The organism is Streptomyces sp. NBC_01288 (assembly GCF_035982055.1).
Taxonomy (GTDB): Bacteria; Actinomycetota; Actinomycetes; order Streptomycetales; family Streptomycetaceae; genus Streptomyces.
The window spans coordinates 9,381,419-9,403,372 of sequence record NZ_CP108427.1 but is presented as its reverse complement, the minus strand read 5'-3'; the positions used below and the strand labels follow the sequence as shown (position 1 = coordinate 9,403,372).

18 protein-coding genes are annotated in these 21,954 nt (G+C 71.3%); 8 read left to right on the top strand and 10 right to left on the bottom strand.

Going from position 1 to position 21,954, the window contains the following annotated elements; translation table 11 throughout:
- Positions 1-115 precede the first annotated feature (115 nt).
- A complete protein-coding gene (locus OG194_RS42220; protein WP_327405994.1) occupies positions 116-3,292 on the bottom strand; it encodes an AfsR/SARP family transcriptional regulator in 3,177 nt (1,058 codons plus the stop codon).
- A gap of 230 nt (positions 3,293-3,522) precedes the next feature.
- Positions 3,523-4,632 carry an FAD-dependent oxidoreductase gene (locus tag OG194_RS42215; protein WP_327405993.1) on the bottom strand — a complete coding sequence of 370 codons (1,110 nt, stop codon included), beginning with the start codon at positions 4,630-4,632 and terminating at the stop codon, positions 3,523-3,525.
- A gap of 129 nt (positions 4,633-4,761) precedes the next feature.
- On the opposite strand from OG194_RS42215, the gene OG194_RS42210 reads away from it, so the two are divergent.
- Positions 4,762-5,430 carry a TetR/AcrR family transcriptional regulator gene (locus tag OG194_RS42210; protein ID WP_327405992.1) on the top strand — a complete coding sequence of 223 codons (669 nt, stop codon included), beginning with the start codon at positions 4,762-4,764 and terminating at the stop codon, positions 5,428-5,430.
- Positions 5,431-5,514: 84 nt separating this feature from the next.
- Here OG194_RS42210 and OG194_RS42205 read toward each other — a convergent pair whose 3' ends face one another.
- Entirely contained in the window at positions 5,515-6,414 is a 900-nt protein-coding gene (locus OG194_RS42205; RefSeq protein WP_327405991.1) for a hypothetical protein, read from the bottom strand.
- Between the two features lie 276 nt (positions 6,415-6,690).
- Between OG194_RS42205 and OG194_RS42200 the strand changes: the two genes are divergently transcribed.
- On the top strand, positions 6,691-7,485 hold the full coding sequence (locus tag OG194_RS42200) for an SDR family NAD(P)-dependent oxidoreductase (RefSeq protein ID WP_327405990.1): 795 nt from the start codon (positions 6,691-6,693) through the stop codon (positions 7,483-7,485).
- 136 nt (positions 7,486-7,621) lie between these two features.
- On the top strand, positions 7,622-9,067 hold the full coding sequence (locus OG194_RS42195; protein ID WP_327405989.1) for an MFS transporter: 1,446 nt from the start codon (positions 7,622-7,624) through the stop codon (positions 9,065-9,067).
- A gap of 46 nt (positions 9,068-9,113) precedes the next feature.
- Here the strand turns inward: OG194_RS42195 and OG194_RS42190 are convergent, their stop codons facing one another.
- From OG194_RS42190 to lnt, 4 genes are all read right to left on the bottom strand, one after another.
- Complete coding sequence (locus tag OG194_RS42190) at positions 9,114-11,066, bottom strand: helix-turn-helix domain-containing protein (RefSeq protein ID WP_327405988.1); 1,953 nt, start codon at positions 11,064-11,066, stop codon at positions 9,114-9,116.
- Between the two features lie 77 nt (positions 11,067-11,143).
- Positions 11,144-11,944: a 3-hydroxybutyrate dehydrogenase gene (locus OG194_RS42185; RefSeq protein ID WP_327405987.1), complete on the bottom strand. Its 801-nt coding sequence runs from the start codon at positions 11,942-11,944 to the stop codon at positions 11,144-11,146.
- A gap of 54 nt (positions 11,945-11,998) precedes the next feature.
- Positions 11,999-12,478, bottom strand: coding sequence for an NUDIX hydrolase (locus OG194_RS42180; RefSeq protein WP_327405986.1), 480 nt, complete (start codon positions 12,476-12,478; stop codon positions 11,999-12,001).
- Positions 12,479-12,555: 77 nt separating this feature from the next.
- Positions 12,556-14,166 carry an apolipoprotein N-acyltransferase gene (gene lnt / locus OG194_RS42175; protein ID WP_327405985.1) on the bottom strand — a complete coding sequence of 537 codons (1,611 nt, stop codon included), beginning with the start codon at positions 14,164-14,166 and terminating at the stop codon, positions 12,556-12,558.
- 219 nt (positions 14,167-14,385) lie between these two features.
- Between lnt and OG194_RS42170 the strand changes: the two genes are divergently transcribed.
- Positions 14,386-15,468, top strand: coding sequence for an O-antigen ligase family protein (locus tag OG194_RS42170; protein ID WP_327405984.1), 1,083 nt, complete (start codon positions 14,386-14,388; stop codon positions 15,466-15,468).
- 15 nt (positions 15,469-15,483) lie between these two features.
- Here the strand turns inward: OG194_RS42170 and OG194_RS42165 are convergent, their stop codons facing one another.
- Both OG194_RS42165 and OG194_RS42160 read right to left on the bottom strand, forming a co-directional pair.
- The gene (locus OG194_RS42165) at positions 15,484-16,029 is read right to left on the bottom strand and encodes a hypothetical protein (protein WP_327405983.1); all 546 of its coding nucleotides are present in this window, start codon (positions 16,027-16,029) and stop codon (positions 15,484-15,486) included.
- A gap of 106 nt (positions 16,030-16,135) precedes the next feature.
- Positions 16,136-16,921: a glutamate racemase gene (locus OG194_RS42160; protein WP_327405982.1), complete on the bottom strand. Its 786-nt coding sequence runs from the start codon at positions 16,919-16,921 to the stop codon at positions 16,136-16,138.
- Between the two features lie 69 nt (positions 16,922-16,990).
- Here OG194_RS42160 and OG194_RS42155 point away from each other — a divergent pair, with 69 nt between their 5' ends.
- Positions 16,991-18,157 carry a glycosyltransferase gene (locus tag OG194_RS42155; RefSeq protein ID WP_442811826.1) on the top strand — a complete coding sequence of 389 codons (1,167 nt, stop codon included), beginning with the start codon at positions 16,991-16,993 and terminating at the stop codon, positions 18,155-18,157.
- Positions 18,158-18,161: 4 nt separating this feature from the next.
- Here the strand turns inward: OG194_RS42155 and OG194_RS42150 are convergent, their stop codons facing one another.
- A complete protein-coding gene (locus OG194_RS42150; protein ID WP_327407384.1) occupies positions 18,162-19,487 on the bottom strand; it encodes a TerD family protein in 1,326 nt (441 codons plus the stop codon).
- Positions 19,488-19,786: 299 nt separating this feature from the next.
- Between OG194_RS42150 and OG194_RS42145 the strand changes: the two genes are divergently transcribed.
- From OG194_RS42145 to OG194_RS42135, 3 genes are all read left to right on the top strand, one after another.
- The gene (locus OG194_RS42145; RefSeq protein WP_019058096.1) at positions 19,787-20,221 is read left to right on the top strand and encodes a DUF6643 family protein; all 435 of its coding nucleotides are present in this window, start codon (positions 19,787-19,789) and stop codon (positions 20,219-20,221) included.
- Positions 20,222-20,263: 42 nt separating this feature from the next.
- Positions 20,264-21,088 carry an MOSC domain-containing protein gene (locus tag OG194_RS42140; protein WP_327405980.1) on the top strand — a complete coding sequence of 275 codons (825 nt, stop codon included), beginning with the start codon at positions 20,264-20,266 and terminating at the stop codon, positions 21,086-21,088.
- Between the two features lie 222 nt (positions 21,089-21,310).
- The gene (locus OG194_RS42135; RefSeq protein WP_327405979.1) at positions 21,311-21,916 is read left to right on the top strand and encodes an Rv1733c family protein; all 606 of its coding nucleotides are present in this window, start codon (positions 21,311-21,313) and stop codon (positions 21,914-21,916) included.
- Positions 21,917-21,954 lie beyond the last annotated feature (38 nt).

The following is a 21,954-nucleotide window of genomic DNA, read 5'->3' as shown; positions in this document are numbered from 1 at the left end:
CGGACGCGTCCCGGGAACCAGGTGCCGTCTGGTCGCTGCTACGGCGCGCACCCCGAAGAGGTTCACTGTCCGCGTACGGTTCGTCGCGGGCCCGGCTTGCCGCGATGGGCGTGCCTCAGCTGAAGGCGGCCAACACGGAGGGGCTGTCCGCGAGCCAGTCGCACTCCTGGTCCGTCCCACCCGGCCCGTTCGCCCCGTAGTGGGCGTCCAGCCTGTCGAGCAGTACGCCCACCGCGTGTCGGGCGAGCGGTTCCAGCAGTCCGGCGTGGGTCCGGCGCCCCCGGTCGATCCAGGCTCGCGCGTCGTCCGTGGCGGTGGGGGTCGGCGGACCGAAGGTCGCGATGACCGCGAGGCCGACGGCCGCGACCGCTCTGCGGTCGGGCGGGGCTCCCGGACAGCGCCAGACACCGTGGAAAATCCGCTCCGCCTCCGCGAAACGACCGCCCCGGACCGCCACCACTCCGCGCAGGTTGGCCACGGCGGCCTGGAGGTCGTCCGCACTCAGTTCGTCCGCGAGCCGGCTCACGTCCATGAGCCGCTGCTCGGCCAGGGCGAACTCCTCCTCGGTGACGTCCAGGCAGACCAGCCTGAGCAGCACATACGCCCAGCGGGTACGCGCCCCCACGGCACGCAGGATCCGGGCCGCCTCGGTCCACTGCTCACGGGCCCGGGCGCGCAGGCCGTCGCTCTCGTCCGCGTCGCCGCAGAGGGTGAGGGAGAAGACCCGGGCGAAGTCGTCGTCGGCCGCGCGCGAGGCCGCCACCGCGAGCAGCCCGTGCCGGCGGGCACCCTCGGTGTCCCCGTGCTGGAGGCAGTAGGTCGACCAGTTCGTCTGGAGGACCGCCCGGTCCCAGTGGAACTCCGTGTCCACTACGGCGGCCTCCGCCACGGCGAAGCGCTCCTCCACGTCGTCGTGCCCGTTGAGCATCGCGTGGAGCGCGTCGTAGCAGAGGCCGAGGACGGCGAGGTCGGGGTTCTTCGCGGACTGCCACGCCTCCTTGTGCCTGTCCACATAGGAACTGGCTTCCGTGTGGTGTCCGGCCACGTGATGGAGCCAGGTGAGCCAGGCGATCGTGTAGAAGAGCGCCCACTCGTCCTCCTCCGTGGGCGCCTCGGTCCGCTGTCCGGCTGTCGCGTCGTAGGCCTGGAGACTGCGTTGGAGGCGGTCGATTCCCTCTTCCTCGCGGCCGCTGATGAACCAGAAGTAGCCCAGCCGCGCCTCCAGCAGCAGGGCTCCGGCCTGCCTCGACCTGGCCGTCATCAGGTCCGATGCCGCCCTGATGTTGGCGGACTCCTCGGTGAGGCGCCTGGCCCACTCCCGCTGGTCACGGGAGGAGAGGCCCGCGCTGCCGTCGCGGACGAAGCGTGCGGCCCACGTCATGAGGCGTTCTTCGGCTTCCGGTGCACGGCCCTCCTCCCGGAGTCGGGTGAGCGCGTACTCGCGGACCGTCTCCAGCATCCGCAGCCGGTTCCCGTCGGGCGTGGAGACCGGGACGAGCAGCGACTTGTCGACCAACTGCCCCAGGACGTGGAGCAGTTCGGCACTGTCCGCCCCGGGCAAGGGAGTTGCCGCTTCCACGATGTCGAGGGAGCAACCGCCCACGTACAGGGCGAGTTCCGTCAACAGCCGCTGTTCGGTGGTGTCGAGGAGGGCGTAGCTCCAGTCGAGGACCGCGCGCAGGGTGCGGTGTCTGGCCGGTGCGGTGCGCTCCCCCTTGATCAGCAGGGTGAAGCGGTTGTCGAGGCGGGCCTCGATCTCGCGAACGGTCAGGAGCCGGACGTGCGCGGCGGCAAGTTCCACCGCCAGCGGCAGTCCGTCGAGCCTGCGGCAGAGGCGGCGGATGTCGTGCAGTGCCGCCGCGTCCGGGGCGAAGGACGGGTCGATCATCGCGGCCCGGGTGCCGAACAGGTCCGCGGCCTCCTCGTCCGGCATCGGCGCGAGCGGGTACAGCACCTCGGCCGCGACCTCCAGCGGTGCCCTGCTGGTGGTCAGGACGGTCAGTCCGGGACACCGGCTCAGCAGCGTCGCCACGAGCGGGGCCACGGCGTCGAGCAGGTGCTCGCAGTTGTCGAGGGCGAGGACGGCCGACCGTCCGGCCAGGAACGAGGTGAGCCGGTGGACGTAGTCGTGCGGCGGCTGGTCGGGCCGGACGGAGGTGTCGGACAGGCCGAGCGCGGAGGCGACCACCGCGAGCACGTTCGCGTCGTCGGCCGGGGCCAGGTCGACCCACCAGACGTTGCCGCGGGACGGCTGGACCAGCGCGCACATCTCAAGGGCCAGACGGGTCTTGCCGACGCCTCCCGGTCCCAGCACGGTCACCAGCCGCTCCCGGCCGACGACTTCGCACAGCGCGGTCAGCTCCTTGCGCCGGCCGACGAAGGGGCCCAGCGGGCGGATCGGGTTGGCTTCACCGGACACGGGTGCCGGGCGGATGTCCGTGCGCGGGGAGGCCGGTCGGTCGGACAGGGAGGCCGGACCTCGGAGCGTCGACTCGTGCCCTTGGAGCGACGGATCGCCCCCTTGACGAGACGGGTCGTGCCCCTGGAGAGACGGATCGTGGCGGAGTATCGCGGCGTGCAGGGAGCGCAGTTCCTGCGAGGGAGCGACGCCGAGTTCGGATTTCAGCAGGCGACGGCCCGTGTCGTAGACCTCCAGGGCTTCCGCGAACCGGCCGCAGCGGTAGAGCGCGAGCATGAGACGGGCCCGGGACCGCTCGCGCAGCGGGGCGAGGGACGACAGGGCCTGTAGTTCGGGGATCAGCTCCTTCGCGCGGCCGAGTTCGAGGCCCGCGGTGGCCGCGTCCTCCAGAGCGCCGAGCCGCAGATCCTCAAGGCGGGTCCGCTCGGCCTCGAAGACCCGTCCCTCCAGGCCGTCGAGGGCGCGACCGCGCCACATCGACAGCCCTCGCTGTAGCTCGCATTCGGCCTTCTCGTGCTCCGCCGCCGCGAGATGCTCACGCCCGTCCCGGACCGCGGCTTCGAAGTCGGGCACATCGATCTCGTCCTCGGGTCCCAGGACGATCCGATAACCGCCGTGGTCGAACAGCAGGCGGGCGTCCTCGCCCCGCGCCGCGAAGGCCGCGCGCAGCTTGGCCATCTGGACCTGGAGCGCGCCGACCGGGTTCTTCGTCGTGCGCTCCTCCCACAGTTCGTCGACGAGGGTGTCGCGCTGCACGACGGCCCCGCGGGCGAGCAGCAGCCGCCCCACGATCGCCCGGGACACGGCGCCGGGCGGGACGACCGCGCCGTTGGCGGTCACCAGCTCCAGTCGGCCGAGCAGTCGAAAACGCATGCCCGCCATCCTGCCGTGGCCGACCGAAAGCCCCGAAGGGCTCGTCGGCGCGTCGCGGAGCGAGCGTTCCGGGTCGATGTCCCTCGCGGTCCCTCGTAGTGAACCGAGTCACCGGACGCCCCGTAGCCGTCAACGTTCACCGAGTTCACCGAGTTCACTGAGTTCGACGCGGCACGGCATCAGGAGCTGGCACGTCTGAGGCTTGTGACGGTCGTGGCCCGGTGTCGTCGTCAGGTGGCGACGGCCTGGAGCCTCTTGTTGCGCGCGTCGATCGCCTCCCGCGTGGAGGGCACGATGAGTTCGCCGCCGTCCGTGACGCTGTTCTGGGCGAACTCGGCGTAGGGGCGCTGGCGTTGCTCGTAGCGCTCGAACGCCACCGTGTGGTCGCCGCCCGCGTCGTCGAGTTCCTCGGCGAGGAAGTGCGCGCCGCTGATGGCCAATGAGGTGCCGCGGCCGGAGAGCAGCGCCGCGCAGTGCGCGGCGTCACCGACCAGGGCGATACGGCCGCGGTGCCAGGTGGGCAGGTGGATCTGGCTGACCGAGTCGAAGTAGAACTCGGGATCGGCGCGGACCGCGTCGAGCAGCTGCGGGATCTTCCACTCGGGATGTCCGGCGAAGGCGTCCAGGAGGATCTTCTTCTGGGCATCGAGGTCGCGGTGGTCGTAGTCGAGGAGCCCGGAGCGGAAGAGGAACACCCCGAACGCCTTGTTCCTGTAGCGGGCGATGCTCGCGAGATGGCCGGGATAGTTGTACAGCGGGCTGGTCCGGTCGTCGGTCCGAGCTTCGGCGGGCAGGTCGGTGAGGGCGACATAGAGGCCCAGGTGGCGCAGGTAGTCTCCTTCGGGCCCGAAGACCAGCCTGCGGGTGACCGAGTGCAGGCCGTCGGCGCCCAGGACGAGATCGAAGCGTTCGGCGCGGCCGGAGACGAAGTGGACGTCGACGCCGTCGCCGTCGTCGGCGAGCGCGTCGAGGGAGTCGCCGAAGACGGTGTCCGTCGACGTCGGCAGTGGGTCGGCGAGAGTACGGGCGAGGTCCTCGCGCGCGATCTCGATGTCGTCGCCGGAATCGCTCATCTCCTCGACCGGCAGACGGGCGGCCACGGAACCGTCGGCATGGACGAACACGCCGTGCTCCGCCATCCGGATGCGCTGCTCACGGAGCCTGGGCAGCACCCCCATCCGGTCGGCGAACTCGATGGCGTCGCCGCGGACGTCGATCGGAGCGCCGGTGACGCGCAGGTGTGCGGCGCGTTCGACGAGGGTCACCTGGTGGCCGCGGTTGCCGAGTTCCAGTGCTGTGGCCAGACCGGCGATGCCGCCGCCGGAGACAAGGATGTTCACGGGGAGTCCTGTCCTGTTCGGTCGATTGCGGGGTACTGCGCGAACAGTCCGCCCGCGCCTCTAAAAGCGCCAATCTGTTGCATTAAAGCTAACACATCAATCTGTTGCGTTAAGCCTTAAGGTGAGGGTGTGACGGCGACCCGAGAGCAGGACACAGACGACGCACCTGAGCCGGTGGCGGCGCGGCGGCCGGGGGGCCGCACGGCCCGCACCCGTGCCCGGATCCTGGAGGCCACGTTGCGTCTCGTCGCACGGGACGGCATCGCCGCCCTGCGCTACGAGGAGGTCGCCGAGCTGGCCGGCGTGCACAAGACGAGCGTCTACCGCAACTGGCCCGACCGCGAGGAACTCGTCACCGCGGCGCTGCTCCAGTACTCGGGCACGGTGGAGCTGGAGGACACCGGAGACCTGCGCCACGATCTGGTCGACTACCTGGTGGCGCTGGCCGGCCTGTTGTCCACCACGACTGGCCGTGCCATGCAGCGCGCCATCCAGGACGCGGGGGAGAACCCCGAGGTCGCCCTGCCCGTCGATCGGATCTTCGAGCAGCGTCTGGCCAGACTCCAGCAGGTCGTGGACCGTGCCGTGGCACGCGGTGAACTGCCTCCGGTCGACGGCTACTTCCTCGCCGAGATGCTGACCGGCCCGGTCCACCTGTACGTCAGCCGCGGCCTGCGCCCCTTCACCCGCGCCGAGGCGGAAAGGATCACGGATGTGGTCCTGACGGGACTGCGGCACACGGCGGGACAACCGTCGGGAACGGGTCCACTTGCCGACGTGTCAGGTCGTTTCACCTGAGGCCACGCTCAGGCCACGCGAAAGGGTGCCCGGCAGGCAGAAAACCCGCCGGGCACCCTTCCGAGATCACTGGTGTCTAACGCCTCATCGCGACGTCAGACCGGAGATCCGCCACAGCCCGTCGCCGGCGCCACCGGCCATGTACGCGTCCCCGGACGCCGCCAGCGAGAAGCTGAAGCCGTTGATCCCGACGAGGTTGGTGACGTGGGACTGCACCCCGGTGGCCGGGTTCACCCGCTTCACCTCGTCTCCGACCATGAAGTAGACCAGGCCGTTGCCGTCGACCGAGATCGACGTGGGTTCGTAGGCCTCGCTGGCCAGCACCCGCGTCGCACCCGTGGCCACGTTCGTCTGCAGAACGCGGCCTTGGCCCATGTCCGCGGTGTAGGCGAGTCCCGCCTTGTCGAACGCGAGGCCGTAGGAGAAGCCGAGCCCCGTGGCCACCACGCGCGACGTCCCGCCGTCCGGGACGGCGACGATCTCTCCGTTGCCGTCGGTGACATAGGTCGTGGTGCCGAAGCGGGCCACACCGAAGAGCGAGGGCAGGCCGGCGGCCAGGGTGCGGCGAGCGCCCGTGGCGAGGGTGACCTGCTGGAGCGTGCCGTCGAAGGCGGTGATGTACGCGCTGCCGTCGGCGACGGCCACTCCGCGGAGGTTGCCGAGACCGGTGGTGACCGTGTCGAGCGCTCCGGTGGCCAGGTCGAGCTTGAGCAGATCGCCTCCCGAGTACGCCAGGTACAGTGCGCCGGCGTTGTCGGAGGCGATGGCGACCGGTGAACCGGCCGTCGGCGCGAACCGTACGCAGTCCGTGGACGGGCACTTGATGTCACCCGTCGCGGCAACCGCCGGAGCGGCGAGGGTCATTGTCGCGCCCGACGCCAGCAACGCGCCGAGTGCCAGCGCCACGCCCAGCGCTCGCCCGCGGCTGGTGAGCGAGCGGGCGGGACGGTCGAGCGGGAGTCGCGTCGCGGTCCTAGATCTCATCATTGAGTCCATCCGTTCCTGTCCGTCGACGATGGGTAGGCGCCCACGGGATCGCCGCGGGCACCGCAATGGCTACGCACGCGAGTACGGGGAGGTTCACCAAGGGGGTCGGATTCAGGTCCGGACTTGGAAAGGCTGGCGGCACCCGGCCCCGAGCGTCACCGTGCCCGCCCGCGTCGGCCGAAGTGGCGGCCCGATCGCCCTGCCGCCAGGCTGACAGCAGACGTGCCATCACGCGCAGACACACACATAGACACGCAAGGGGACTGGTTCCACATGCAGATCGATCTGACCGGACGCACCGCCCTGGTGACGGGCTCGACGCAGGGCATCGGCGCGGCGATCGCCGCCGGACTCGCGCGCTCCGGCGCCCGGGTCGGGGTGAACGGCCGGGACGAGCAGCGGGTCGCGGAGGGCGTCGCGCGGCTCGCGGCCGAGGTACCCGGTGCGGACTTCGTCCCCGTGGCCGCCGACGTCGCGAACGAGGAGGGCGCCCAGCGCGTCCTGGAGGCGCTGCCGGAGGTGGACATCCTCGTCAACAACCTGGGCATCTTCGGCTCCGCCGACCCGCTGGAGATCAGCGACGAGGAATGGCGGCGCTACTTCGAGGTGAACGTGCTGGCCGCGGTACGGCTGACCCGCATGTACCTGCCGGGCATGACCGCGCGCGGCTGGGGCCGGATCCAGAACATCGCCAGCGACTCGGCGGTCGTCATCCCGGCCGAGATGATCCACTACGGCATGTCCAAGACCGCGCTCCTCGCCGTCGGCCGGGGCTTCGCGAAGCAGGCGGCGGGCACGGGGGTGACGGTCAACTCGGTCATCGCAGGACCCACCCACACCGGCGGCGTCGAGGACTTCGTCTACGAACTCGTCGACCGCGACCTGCCCTGGGACGAGGCCCAGCGCGAGTTCATGCGGAAGCACCGGCCGCAGTCCCTCCTGCAACGGCTGATCGAGCCCGAGGAGATCGCCCACATGGTGGTCTACCTCAGCTCCGACCAGGCCTCGGCCACGACGGGCGGAGCCCTGCGCGTCGACGGCGGCTACATCGACTCGATCCTGCCCTAACGCCCTCAACTCATAGTCGCCGCACGCACTTCGTCCCCCAGAACTATGGTGTCCCACCACATGTGCCGCTGACGTGCCCCTTCCTACCGTGTGCCATCACGTACCCGTCCCCACGGCACACAAGGAAGTGGCGCACATGGCCTCGGCAACCCCCGCTCCCCCACCCCCTGCCAACCTCAAACGCATCGTCGCCGCCAGCCTCATCGGCACCACCATCGAGTGGTACGACTTCTTCCTCTACGGCTCCGCGGCCGCGCTCGTCTTCAACAGACTCTTCTTCCCCGACTCCGACCCGCTCGTCGGCACCCTGCTCTCCTTCCTGACCTACGCCGTGGGTTTCGCGGCCCGCCCGCTCGGCGCCCTCGTCTTCGGGCACTACGGCGACCGGCTCGGCCGCAAGAAGCTGCTGGTCCTGAGCCTGCTGCTGATGGGCGGTGCGACCTTCGCGATCGGGCTGCTGCCGACCCACGCCACCGTCGGAGCGGCGGCCCCGGTCCTGCTCACCGCGCTGCGCCTGGTGCAGGGCTTCGCGCTCGGCGGCGAGTGGGGCGGAGCCGTCCTACTCGTCTCGGAACACGGGGACGCACGCCGGCGCGGCTTCTGGGCGTCCTGGCCCCAAACCGGCGCCCCCGCAGGGCAGTTGCTCGCGACGGGTGTGCTGTCCCTGCTCACCGCCGTCCTCTCGGACGAGGCCTTCGGCAGCTGGGGCTGGCGCATCCCGTTCCTGCTCTCCGGTGTCCTGGTCGCCGTCGGTCTGTGGATTCGTCTGTCCGTCGATGAATCCCCGGTGTTCCAGGAGGCGTTGGCACAGGCGGAGGCCCGCAAAGCCGCCGCCCGGACAACGGCCCGAAGCACCGCCCCCGAGCAACTCCCGCTCGTCTCCGTACTGCGCCACCACTGGCGCGACATCCTCGTCGCGATGGGCGCCCGCATGGCGGAGAACATCAGCTACTACGTGATCACCGCCTTCATCCTCGTCTACGCCACCACCTCGGCCGGCGTCTCCCGGCAGACGGCGCTGAACTCCGTGCTCATCGCCTCCGCCGTGCACTTCGCCGTCATCCCGGCCTGGGGCGCGCTGTCGGACCGGATCGGACGCCGGCCCGTGTATCTGCTGGGTGCGGTGGGCATCGGGCTGTGGATGTTCCCGTTCTTCTCGCTGATCGACACCGGAGACTTCGGCAACCTGGTCCTCGCCGTGACCGTCGGCCTGATCCTGCACGGCGCGATGTACGCACCCCAGGCCGCCTTCTTCTCCGAGATGTTCGCGACCCGGATGCGGTACTCCGGCGCTTCCATCGGCGCCCAGTTCGCCTCGGTCGCGGCGGGCGCCCCGGCCCCGCTGATCGCCACCGCCCTGCTGGCCGACTACGACAGCTCGACCCCGATCGCCCTGTACGTGATCGCGGCGGTCGTCCTGACCCTGATCGCGGTGGGCATGGCCAAGGAGACCCGCCATCGCGACCTGACCGAGATCGAGACCACCACGGACGACCGGCCCGCGACCACGCCTGCGACGGACACGGCGAGTGCGACAGACACGGCAAGTGCGACGGACGCCGCGGACGCTCGCACCGCCTGATCCCCACGCGCGGCACCGGCCCTCGTACGCCCCGCGCCTACGAGGGTCACCGGCGCACCGGACCCCCCAACCGCCTTAGTCTCAGGGCGAGTTGGATCTCCAGGACGCGTCCCGGTTCCTGCCAGTCCTCGCCGAGGAGTCTTCCCACCCGCTCCAGCCGCTGGGCGACGGTGTTGACATGGACGTGCAGGTCGTCCTTCGTCCGGGCCGGGCTCATCCCGCAGGCGAAGTAGGCATCCAGGGTGTGCAGCAGATCCGTACCGCGCCGCTCGTCGTACCGCACGAGCTGTCCGATGGTCCGCTCGACGAAGCCGCCGATGTCCCGGTCCCCGGCGAGGAGCAACCCGAGGAAGCCGAAGTCCTGGGCGGCGGCGCCGTCGCCGGTGCGGCCCAACAGCCGCAGGGCGTCGAGGCAGCGGCGCCCTTCCTCGTAGGCGGCGACCACGGCGTCGGGCCGGGCGCCTGGTTTCTCGACGGGGGCGGAGGCCCCGACGGTGACCGCTTCGTGGACCGCCGCTCCCAGGTGGGCGGCGGTGCGCCGGGCCAGGTCCGTGGCGGTGTCGCCCGGGTCGAGGGGCAGGAGCAGGACCGTGCCGCCGTCGCGGGCGGCGGCCAGTCCGTGCCGGGTCCCGGCGAGGTGCGAGGCGGCGGACCACAGGCGTCGGCGGGCGGCGGCCTCCTGCTCGGCGTCGGCGGCCGTGCCGTCGAGCCGGGCGGCGAGCACGACATGGGTGGCGTCCAGGTCCGCGTCCAGTCTGGACGCGCGCTCCCGCAGCAGGCGTGGGTCACGGTCCCGGGCGTCGAGCAGGTCGTCCAACAGCTCGCCGCGCACGCGCTGTTCGGCCTCGGCGACCGACCGTCGGGCGAGCAGGAGCAGGGAGGTGACCATGGCGGCGCGCTCCAGGGTGCGCTGGTCGACGGGGTCGAGGCCGGGGTGGCCGCGCAGCACGAGCGCGCCGAGCAGTTCGCCGCCGGCGGCCACGGCGGCGATCCAGTCGTCCCGGTGCCGTACCGCGTGCCCTTCGACGCGGGACGCTTCCAACGCCTTCGTGGGAGCGGCGTCGGTCTCGGTGAACTCGACCGCTCCGTCGAGGACTTGGGACACCGCGGCCGCGACATCATGGACCCCGCCGCCGCGCAGGACGAGTTCGGCGAGCCGGTCGTGGACGTCCGAGGCGCGCTCGATGACTCCGCTGCGGTCCTGGATGATCTCGTTGGCGCGCTCCAGACCGGCGAGGGCCGAGCGGGTCTCGGTGAGCAGGTTCGCTGTGTCGATGGCGGCCGCGGCGAGCGCGGCGAAGGAGCCGAGCAGCGCGATCTGCTCCCGCTCGAAGACACGCGCCCGCCGGTCCGCCGCGAACAGCACCCCGATGACGCGGTGCCCGAGCATCAACGGCACCCCGAGGATCGCCACCAGCCCCTCGTCCTGCACCCCGGAGTCGATGGTGAGGGTGTGCTGGAAACGGTCGTCCTTGAAGTAGTCGTCGGTGACGTACGGCCGTGCCGTCTGGGCCACGAGTCCGCCGAGCCCCTCCCCCATGCCAAGCCGCAGCTGCTGGAAGCGGGCCGCGACCGACCCCTCGGTCACCCGCATGTAAGTGTCACCCCTGGCCGGGTCGTTGAGGCTGAGGTAGGCGATGTCGGTGCCGAGCAGCGACCGGGCGCGCTGGACGATCGCTTGCAGTACGGCGTCCAGGTCGCGCAGTCCGGCGAGGTCGTGGGCCGTCTCGAAGAGCGCGGACAGCTCGGCCTCGCGCCGTCGGCGTCCCTCCAGCTCCGAACGCACGCGCAGCGCGAGGTTCTTGGCGTGTTCGAGCCCGGCGATCGCCTCGGCCGATCTTCCGTCGGCGCGGGCGAGCAGCACCGGCTGTTCATAGGCGTCGGCGGAGGCGCCCCGGGCCAGCAGTTCGAGGAACGGTGCCTCGGCACTGCTCGGTCGCGCTGCGGCACCGGTGGCGGTGGCGGAGCGCTCGGCGGACTGCACGTGATCGCTGGACATGCTCACAGGATTCCCCATCGCCGGGCCGGCCGGTCAGGCCTGTGGATAACTCGAAAATCGCCTGCGCACCCGGTGCTTCAGTGCGCGGTCCACCCGCCGTCCAGCACCAGCGAGGTGCCGGTCACGAACGACGCGTGCGGGCCGCACAGATAGGCGACGGCCTCGGCGACCTCTTCCGGTTCGATGAGCCGTTTGACCGCGCTGTCCTGCAGGAGCACCTCGGTCAGCACCCGCTCCTCGGGGATGCCGTGCGCCTGCGCTTGATCGGTGAGCTGGCGCTCGACCAGGGGGGTGCGCACATAGGCCGGGTTCACACAGTTCGAGGTGACGCCATGGGGTGCGCCTTCGAGGGCGGCGGTCTTGGAGAGCCCCTCCAGTCCGTGTTTGGCGGCCACGTACGCGGACTTGAAGGCGGAGGCTCGCAGTCCATGGACGGAGGACACATTGACGATCCGGCCCCAGCCCTGCCCGTACATGTGGGGCAGGGCGCCGCGGATGAGCCGGAAGGGCGCCTCCAGCATCACGGTGAGCACCGTGTGGAAGACGTCGGGCGGGAACTCCTCGATGGGGCGCACCAGTTGCAGCCCCGCGTTGTTCACCAGGATGTCCGTACCGGCGGCGGCGTGCTCGGCGGCGTCCAGGTCGGTGAGGTCGAGGACGCGCGGTTCGACGGTGCCCCCGAGATCCCGCGCCTGCTCGGCGAGCTCCGCGAGTCCCGGCGCGTCCATGTCGACCGCTCTGACCTTCGCCCCGGCGGCCGCCAGCCGCAGCGTGCAGGCGCGGCCGATACCGCCGGCGGCACCGGTGACGAGGGCGGTACGGCCGCTGAGGTCGAGGTGGCTCGCGTGGGTCCCCGGGAGGGCGTTGGGCACGGTCATGGGGCGAGCCTAGACAGCGTCCCCGCCCCACCGCATATGGGCCGAGCACATACTTCAGTCAGAACTCGTGGTGTCAAACCATGTGGGTGCGTCGGCCAGGGTCTGCTTGATCCGGAACAGCTGGTGATCGCTGATCTCGGGCAGCGCGTCCAGCTCGAACCAGCCGACCTCCAGCGACTCGTCGTCGTTCACGGCCGCCTCACCACCGACGGCCCGGCACTGGAGCGTGATGTCCATGAACTGGCAGGCGTCACCGTTGGGATAGCTGATCGGTCCCCCGGCCTTCACCATGACGACCCGTTCCGCGACGCACTCGACGGCCGTCTCCTCGAACACCTCGCGCACCGCGCAGACCGCGGGCTGCTCACCGGGCTCGGGAATGCCGGAGGGCAACGCCCACTCGTGGTTGTCCGCCCGCTTGCCCAGCAGGACACGACCCGCGTCGTCGAAGACAACGGCGCTGACCCCGGGAAGCCACAGCAGCTGATGCCCCGCGGAGGCCCGGATCGTACGGATGAAATCAGGGGTAGCCATGCTCCGACCCTAACGGGACGATCCATGGCCACTCCACGAACTGCCGTGCGCGCGGCGGGCGTACAGCGGGCGTACGGCTACACGTCGCCCGCGCGCCGCCCGCGCACACCGGCGGCGACCGCCCAGCCGAGGCCGGCCGCGGCGATGAGCACCAGGGCCATCTCGGGCAGGATGCCGAGCTTCGTGGCCGGGGTCTCCGAGGAGCGCAGCGGCACCTTCTGGACCAGGGAGTCGGCCACGAACATGCCGGTCTTCTGGGTGATCTTCCCGTCCGGCATGATGATCGCGCTGACGCCGCTGGTCACCGGGACGGTGACGGTCCGGCTGTGTTCGACCGCGCGGACCCGGGACATGGCGAGCTGCTGGTAGGTCATCTCGCTGCGGTCGAAGGTCGCGTTGTTGCTGGGCACGGAGATCAGCTGGGCGCCGTCGGTGACCTCGGAGCGCACGGCCCAGTCGAAGGCCGCCTCGTAGCAGGTGACCAGGCCGATCTTGGCGCCGTTCATGGTGAACACACCCGGCTTGGTACCCCGGCTGAAGTCCTGGCGGACCATGCTGGTCCAGTTCTTGTTGATCGCCCCGAGCAGCGAGCGCATCGGGAGGTACTCACCGAACGGCTGGATCTGCCGCTTGTCGTAGGTGTCGGTCGGTCCCTTCACCGGGTCCCAGAGGATCTGCTCGTTGTAGAGCTTGCCGCCCCGCTCGACGACACCGCCGACCGAGATGGGCGCACCGATCGCCTTGGCCGCCGCGTCGATGTCGGTGTACGCCTGGGCGTCGGCGAAGGGGTCGACGTCGGAGGAGTTCTCCGGCCACAGGACGACATCGGGCTTGGCGGCCTTGCCCGCCTTGACCTTCGCGGCCAGCCGCAGGGTCTCCTTGACGTGGTAATCGAGCACCGCCCGCCGTTGGGCGTTGAACTCCAGCCCCGCGCGCGGGACGTTGCCCTGGATGACCGCGACCGTCGTGGTGCCGTCCTCGGCCTTGTCGCTGACCAGGGACCGCGCGGCCACCGCGCCGACCACCGGTACGGCCACGCTCAGCAGGGCCACGGCCGCGGCGGCCCGCTGTACGACACGGGTGTTCCGGCTCTCCAGGGCCAGGCGGACGATCTCGTACAGGCCGAAGCCGCACAGGACGACGGCGAAGCCGAGGACCGGGGTGCCGCCCACCGCGGCGAGCGGCAGGAAGACGCCGTCCGCCTGGCCGAACGCGATCTTGCCCCAGGGGAAGCCGTGGAAGGGGACACGCGCGCGTACCGCCTCACCGGCGATCCACAGTGCCGCCGCCCAGAGCGGCCAGGCAGGCAGTTTCGAGACCGCGGTGATGGCCGCGCCGACCAGCGCGACGAAGATCGCCTCGACCACGACCAGGGCGATCCAGGGCCCCGGGCCGACCTCCACGCCGGTCCACACCAGCAGCGGCAACAGGAATCCGAGGCCGAAGAGGTAGCCCAGTCCGAGGCCGGCCTTCCAGCCGCGGCCCCGCAGCACCCACCCGAAACAGGCGAACGCGGGCAGCGCCAGCCACCACAGGGTGCGCGGCGGGAAACTGACGTAGAGCAGCACTCCGGAGAGTGCGGCTACGGCGGCCGGGACCAGACGGACGAGGCGGGCCAGGCGCGATGTGGGCGCGGCCTGCGGCTTCAGCTGGTCCGACTCGTCCACGGAAGTTGCGGTGACGGTCACTCCGGGAGTGTACGGCGGCCGGCCTCGGCGTTCACAGCACGGTCCGGATGGCAGCCCGGGCGCTGAGCAGGGCCGCAGCAGCATCGTTCCTGCGCAACTCGTCCACAAATCGGTCATCAGCCGTTACGGTGTGCCGGAGCCCCTGTCGTGCGGTCGGTCCAGGCCAGGACGGCCGGGGCCGGTCACGGGTCGGGGGCGGCCCGGTTCAGGGGGCGCGGGGTGGGTTCCACGGGGACGGCGTCGGCGACCGGTCCGGACGCCGACGGTGAAAGACGAAACGTTTCGGATGCGGCGGGCATCGCGGTGCTCGGAGCGTGTGCCGCGTGGTCGCTGATCACCGCGGCCATGCACGACGGCCGGCCCGAGGGCGTGCTGCTCGCGGTCCTGGCGGTCGCCGCCGGTTACGCGTCGGGGCGGATCTCCGGAGCGCTCGTACCGGTCGCCGCGCCGTGTGTGGGGGCGCTGGCCGGGCTCGGTATGGCGCTGGCCGAACCGCGTCTCGCGCCGGGCCCCCAGTTCGCCGTCCCGCTCGGCCACGCCGGTGCGACCGCGGCCCTGCTGACCCTGGCCGTGGGCTCCGCGTGCTGCTCGGCCTGGGCCGCCTCGGCTCCGGCGCTGCGGCTCGCGCTGCGGCTGCTGGCGGCCGGGATCACCGTCGCCGCGGCCGTCCTGGGCTCGCTCTCGGGATTCGCCCTGTGCACGGCGGTGCTGCTGTGCTCGCTCGCCGCCGGCCGGATGCGGCACCGCGGTCTCGGTATCGCGGGCCTGGGGCTGGCCACGGCGCTGGTGACCGGCGCGACCTGGGCCGTCGCCGGAAACGTCCTCCCGGACGGGCTGACCGCGTCCCTGGAGGGCCAGTTGACCCCGCACCGGGTCCAGCTGTGGCAGGACGCCCTGCACATGGCTCACCAGGACTCCGCCCTCGGGGTGGGCCCAGGGCGCTTCGGAGAGCTGAGCAGCGCGGCGGCCGAGGCCCTGCTCCCGGACGGCAAACCGCACTCCGCGCCGCTTCAGCTGGCGGCCGAGCAGGGAATCGTCGGCGTGCTCCTGCTGGCGGCGGCCTACGGCTGGATCCTCCACGCACTGTGGCGCACCACGCGCTCCACCCCCATCGCGCTCACCGCGGGCGCCACGCTGACGGGCCTCGCGATCGTCGCCTCGGTCGGCAACGCGCTGAGCTTCACCTCGGTGTCGGTCGGCGCCGGTTTCCTGGCCGGACTCGCCACGGCCCACCCGATCGCCGAGGACGCCTCACGCGCCGCGCCGGACGCACACGCGCGTGGCGATCAATTGGCGCCGTGACGGACGAGGAACGCGTCAGAGCACCGCGCCCGGCTTGGGCGGCGCCAGCCGGTCCGTGATGATCCGTACGGCCACCTCCGCGTTGTCCACGGTGATCGTGAACGTGTGCCCGTCCCACAGCCGCAGGACGATGCCCTCACCACGCCGTACGACGACTGCGGTGCCCTTCTCGGGCCGCCAGCGGTAGCCCCAGCCGCCCCACTGGCGCGGGGTGACGTGCGGTGCGAACTCGGCGCCCGCGACGCTCGCGAGGGGGATGCGGCGGCGCGGCAGACCGATGTGGCCGCAGCGCACTTCGAGGCACTCCGTGTCCACCTTCAGGCCGACGTGCACGAAGGCGAGCGTGCCGAACAGCATGAGCAGTCCGGCCGCGATGCACCCGACGACGGACATGACGAGCGGGGCGATGCCGGACGTCCAGGTGGAGTCCACGGCCAGCTCGATGCCGAGCGCCATGCAGGCGGCACCGGCGAGCGCCAGCAGCCACTGGAACCGGTTGGTGGCGCGTCCGGTCCAGATCTCGCTCTGCGGGAAGGTTTCGTCGCGGGGGTGGTCCCTCATGCCTACGAGACTACTCAGGTTTCGCTGCGCGGGTACGCCGTTGCGGAGGGTGACCGTTTTGTGCGGCGACACGGTGGACGCACAGAATCCGGTCCCCCGCCGGTACTCAGTGGGCGGGTGTGACGGCCCGCAGGAGTCGGCCCTCGGCGTAGACCGAGGCGGCGGCGGGCAGCGCGCCCTCACGGCCGTTGAGGAGCACCGTCACGGTGCCGTCGGGCAGTGCTTCAGGGGCGGGCTTTTCACCGATCCGGCGCAGTGCCTGGGCGGCCACCGCGTCGGCGGAGCCGTGCAGGACGAGCGGCGGGCGGTCGGGGCGCTGCACGGCGGCGCGGATGCGTTCGGCGACCAACTCGTAATGGGTGCAGCCCAGGACGACGGTCGTTACATCGTCGGGGGTCAGCTCGGCGGCAGCGGCGACGGCGGCGTCGATGGCCGCCTCGTCCCCGTGCTCCACGGCCTCGGCCAGTCCCCAGCACGGGACCTCGGTCACTGGTACACCGTCGGCGAAGTCCTTGATCAGGCCGCGCTGATAGGGGCTGCCTGTGGTGGCGGGCGTCGCCCAGATCGCGAAGGGCGTGCCACCGGCCGCGGCCGGCTTGATCGCCGGGACGGTGCCGATGACCGGGATACCGGGCTCCAGGTGGTCGCGCAGGACCGTCAGGGCATGCACGGTCGCGGTGTTGCAGCCGATGATCAGGGCGTCGGGCCGGTGCGCTGCGGCGGCCTCGGCGACGGCCAGCGCGCGCTGGGCGACGTCTTCCGGTGTCCGCGGCCCGTAGGGCATGCCCTCGGGGTCCAGGGAGAGCACGAGATCCGCGTCGGGGCGCACCCGCCGTACCGCCGCGGTGGCCGCCAGAAGGCCGATTCCGGAGTCCATCAGCGCGATCTTCACCCGGCCACGATAGACGATGGCCTCTGTGGATCCGCTGCCGTGGGGCAGACTGCGCCCGTGAGCGCCATCGTGTGGATCGCCGCCGGATCATTCGCCGCCTGGCTGTGGCTGCTGTTCTGTCAGGGCTTCTTCTGGCGCACGGACATCAGACTCCCGGCCCGTACCGACCCCGACGACTGGCCGACCGTGTGCGTAGTGGTCCCGGCCCGCGACGAGGCGGCCGTACTCCCCGAGAGCCTGCCGTCGCTCCTCGCCCAGGACTATCCCGGGCGGGCGGAGATCTTCCTTGTCGACGACGGCAGTTCGGACGGCACCGGGGAGCTGGCCCGCGAGCTGTCCTCCCGGCTCGGCGGGCTGCCGCTGACCGTGGACTCCCCGGGCGAACCGCCCGCGGGCTGGACGGGCAAGCTGTGGGCCGTGCGGCACGGCATCGGTCTGGCACGCGCGCGTGGCCCCGAGTACCTGCTGCTGACGGACGCGGACATCGCGCATGCCCCGGACAGCTTGCGGGAGTTGGTGGCTGCGGCCCGTACCGGCGGCTTCGACGCCGTGTCGCTCATGGCCCGGCTGCGCGTGGAGAGCCTGTGGGAGCGGCTCGTGGTGCCGGCGTTCGTCTACTTCTTCGCGCAGTTGTATCCGTTCCGCCGGATCGGCAAGCGGTCGGTGCGGACGGCGGCCGCTGCGGGCGGTTGCGTCCTGCTGCGCACCGACGCAGCCGAGCGGGCGAGGATCCCGGACGCCATCCGGCAGGCGGTGATCGACGACGTGGCCCTCGCGCGGGCCGTCAAGGGCGGCGGCGGTCACATCTGGCTGGGGCTCGCCGAGCGGGTGGACAGCGTGCGCCCGTATCCGCGGCTGCACGACCTGTGGCGGATGGTCTCGCGCAGCGCGTACGCGCAACTGCGACACAACCCGCTGCTCCTCCTGGGTACCGTCCTCGGGCTGGCACTGGTGTATCTCGTACCGCCGGTGGCCCTGTTCACCGGTCTGGCCGTCGGGAGTACGGCGACCGCGGTTCTCGGCGGTCTCGCGTGGCTGGTGATGACGGGGACGTACATCCCGATGCTCCGCTACTACGGGCAGCCGTTGTGGCTCGCTCCCCTGCTGCCGTTCACCGCGTTTCTGTACCTCCTGATGACCGTCGATTCCGCGGTGCAGCACTACAGGGGACGCGGTGCGGCCTGGAAGGGCCGCACCTACGCGCGTCCTGACGCCGTCGTCGGCGACGAGAGCTGAAGGCTCACTTGCGACCTGGGGTCCAGTTCATGCCCCACCCGTAGACGCGGTCCACGGTCCGTTGCGGGCTCACCCCGCGGTCGGGGACGAGGTAGCGGACCTCGCGCTGGACGACGAGATCGCCCCCGGTGTTGGTGATCAGGGCGAGCGCGCACACCGTGGAGGGCACCGTGCACTCGTCGAGCGAGAAGTCGATCGCGGCGCCGTGCTGCGGCTGGAGGGTGACCGTGGCGTGCAGGTCGGCGAAGGAACGGGCGCCTTCGTAGATGGTCACGAAGACCAGGATGCGGCGGAAGTCCTTGATGTGGTCCAGGTTGACGGTGAGGTTCTCGCCGCTCGTCGACGCGCCGGTGCGGTCGTCGCCGTCGAGGTGGATGTACGGGGGCCGTTGCAGGGAGCCGTACGCGTTGCCGAGGGCCTGGACGACGCCCTTGCGGCCGTCGGCGAGTTCGTACAGGGCACACAGGTCGAGGTCGAGGTCCGCGTGCATGGCGACCGCCCGGCCGCGCTTGTTTCCCCAGCCCGAGAACTGCTTGCGCACCTCCCAGTTGAGGTTCACGCGCATGGCGCCCGAGGTGCCGCCCTGCTTGGTCAGGGAGACCGAGGGTGCCGCCTTGGTCAGCGTCACCTTGGAGAGCCGCACGGGGGCCGCCGACGGGGGTGGGTTCACCGGGGGCGCGACCGGAGGAGGAGGCATGGTCACGGGCGGCTGGACCGGCGGCGGCAGATTCACGGGCGGCCCTGAGGGCGGTGCCATGTTCACGGGTGGCCCGGCCGGCGGCGGCATGGTCGCGGCCGGTGTCGCCTGTTGCGGCTCGTCCACGGTGATGCCGAAGTCGGTCGCCAGGCCTTCGAGTCCGCTGTCGTAGCCCTGGCCGACGGCCCGGAACTTCCAGGCGCCCTGGCGGCGGTAGAACTCACCGAGCACGAAGGCGGTCTCGACCGTCGCGCCCGTGCTGTCGAAGTGGGCGACCGCGGTGTTCTGTGCGGCGTCCCGGACCTCGATGTACAGGTCGGGGACCCGGCCGAACGTTCCGCCGTCGGCGGAGGCGGCGAGGACGATGCGGTCGACGGTGGGCTCCACGCGCGCGAGGTCGACGAGCAGGCTGTCGGTCACCTTCCCGCCGGCGTTGCCCTTGCCCTCGTGGCGGACCGCGCCGGAGGAGTGCGCCGGCTGGTTGTAGAAGACGAAGTCGCCGTCGGAACGGACCTTCCCGTCGACCAGCAGCAGCGCCGAGGCGTCCGCGTCCGGGACGCCGGGTCCGGACCGCCAGCCCAATTCGACGCGCAGTGCCGTCGTCGGCACCGGAACATTCGATCCCTTCGGCATCGACATGTCTGCCCCCATATCACGTGTCACCGTGCCAGGACACGCCCCGGCAGCCCATCGGGTGTCTACCCGCACAACCTATTCCCCGGGGCGGCGAACGCCCATGAGGGGCGCGTCGACATCGTCGGCCAACCGCTGGTAACCGGCCGGGAACTTGGCTTTTACCCGATCCGAACACGGGGCGATGCCCTTTTTTGGCAAGTTCGCTCGCATTGGGGATCCCGTGCCACCCCCGACACGGAAAACAACCCTCTAATCGGTCTCCCCAACCAGCACATCGTGGGCTTAACTTATGTGCCATGACCTCCCCCCGCTCCACTTATGGCGGCGGCTACTACTCCGCCTCCTTCCCGGACACCCCGATCTACGACTCCCTCGTGGCCGAGCGGGGTACCCCGCAGATCGCCCCGATCCGGGTCCCCGCCGCCTACGACATGCCGGGGAGCAACCTGCCGGCGTTGCCGTCGGCGCTGCCGGCTCTGCCGGCGGGTCCCTCGCAGAACTACGGCTATCCGCAGGCTCAGCAGCCCGCCCCGCTGCAGCAGGCGCCCGCCGCCTACATCCCGCAGCAGGCCCCGCCGCGCGGTTACCCCGGGCAGCAGCAACAGCAGCCGCGTCCGATGGCGGCTCCGGCCGGCTACGAGGCGATGCGTCCGGCGGCTCCCCGCCCGGCCCCGGCTCCGTACCAGCAGGACCCGTACAACAACCAGCAGCAGTACCGCGGCGGTTACTGATCCGCACCCTGCGTTGTCGGTGCCACCTGGCACGATGGAGCGATGGGGAATGCGGAGCTGCGGTCGATCCACGTTCATCCGGTCAAGGCGCTCCGGGGCTTCTCGCCCCGGGAGGCTCTCGTGGAGCCTTGGGGACTGGCCGGGGACCGACGCTGGGCGCTGATCGACGACGGGGGAAAGGTCGTCACGCAACGCGAGCACCCGCGTCTCGCACTGGCCGCCGCCGAGCTTCTGCCCGGCGGCGGTGTCCGTCTGTCCGCGCCCGGCCGTGACCCGCTGACCGTGCCCGTTCCGGAGCCGGCCAGCACCGTGGCGATGGAGATCTTCGGTACCAAGGTCGACGCGGTGCCGGGTCCGGGCGCCGCGCACATCTGGTGCGGCGACTATCTGGGCTTCGGCGTACGTCTCGTCCACATGGACGATCCCGCCACCCGCAGACCCGTCGACCCGGACTACGCGCTTCCCGGTGAGACCGTCGGTTTCGCCGACGGCTACCCGCTGCTGCTGACCTCCGAGGCCTCCCTCGACGCCCTCAACTCCCTTGTCGCGCAAGGGGATCACCCGGCCGAGGGGCCGCTGCCCATGAACCGGTTCCGGCCCAATGTGGTCGTCGCGGGCACCGCCGCCTGGGCCGAGGACGACTGGTCGGGCGTGGAGATCGGCGAGGCCGCCTTCCGGGTCGCGAAGAAGTGCGGGCGCTGCGTCGTGACCACCACCGACCAGGGCACCGCCGAGCGCGGCAAGGAGCCGCTGCGCACTCTGGCCCGGCACCGCCGTATCGGCGGCAGGCTCGTCTTCGGGCAGAACCTGGTGCCCCTCTCGACCGGCACGATCCGCGTCGGTGATCCGGTCCGGATTCTCGTGTAGGCGGAGTTCCGCCCAGCGCGCACGAGGTTCCGCCGAAGAGCGCGCGAGGTTCCGCCGAAGAGCGCGCGAGGCGGGAACCCTCCCCGTGGGCCCGGTCGTTGAGATCCCGTGAGAAGTTCATGAGAGGCCCGGGGAGAGGTGATTTCGCTCTCTCTTTGCCGGGGCTCTTGGGTGAACGGCCACGCCTGGAGTTATCACGGAGTGGGAAGGGGGTGCGGGACGGTGGGAGCAATCAGGGGTGTGTGGCGTTGGCGGCGCAATCCGCTGCGTCGCGCGACCGATCTGGTCGAGGCCTGGCTGGCCCTCGTGGTCCTGCTGCTGGTCCTGGTCGCCGCACCCGTGATCGGTTCGCTCGTCGGCGCGGTCGCGCAGGACAGTCTGCAGCGGTCGGTGCGGGAGCAGCGCGCGGGCCGGCACGTCGTGACGGCGACGGTGGTCAAGAAGCTGAAGGGGGCCGAGCTGGACCCCGACCCCGACTCGTCCACCGCGCGGGACATCCGCAGCAAGGTTCTCGCCGACTGGACCGCCCCGGACGGCACCGCCCACCACGGCGCGGTCATGGCGAGCCTCAACACCCCGCACACGGGCGACCACTTCAGGCTCTGGACGGACCGGCAGGGACACATAGTGGCCCGTCCGCTGGACTCGGCCACGGCGACGACGCACGCCGTGCTCGCCGGGCTCGGCGCGGCACTGCTGACCGCCGGGCTCGTCGACAGCGGCAGACGGTTCGTGCTGTGGCGCATGGTCCGCCGCAGGTACGCCCGTTGGGACCGGGCGTGGGAGCGGGCGGGCCCGGACTGGGGCCGGACCGGCACCGGCAGCTGACAGCCTTCCGGCTCTGGTCAACCCACCGCCCGCCCGCA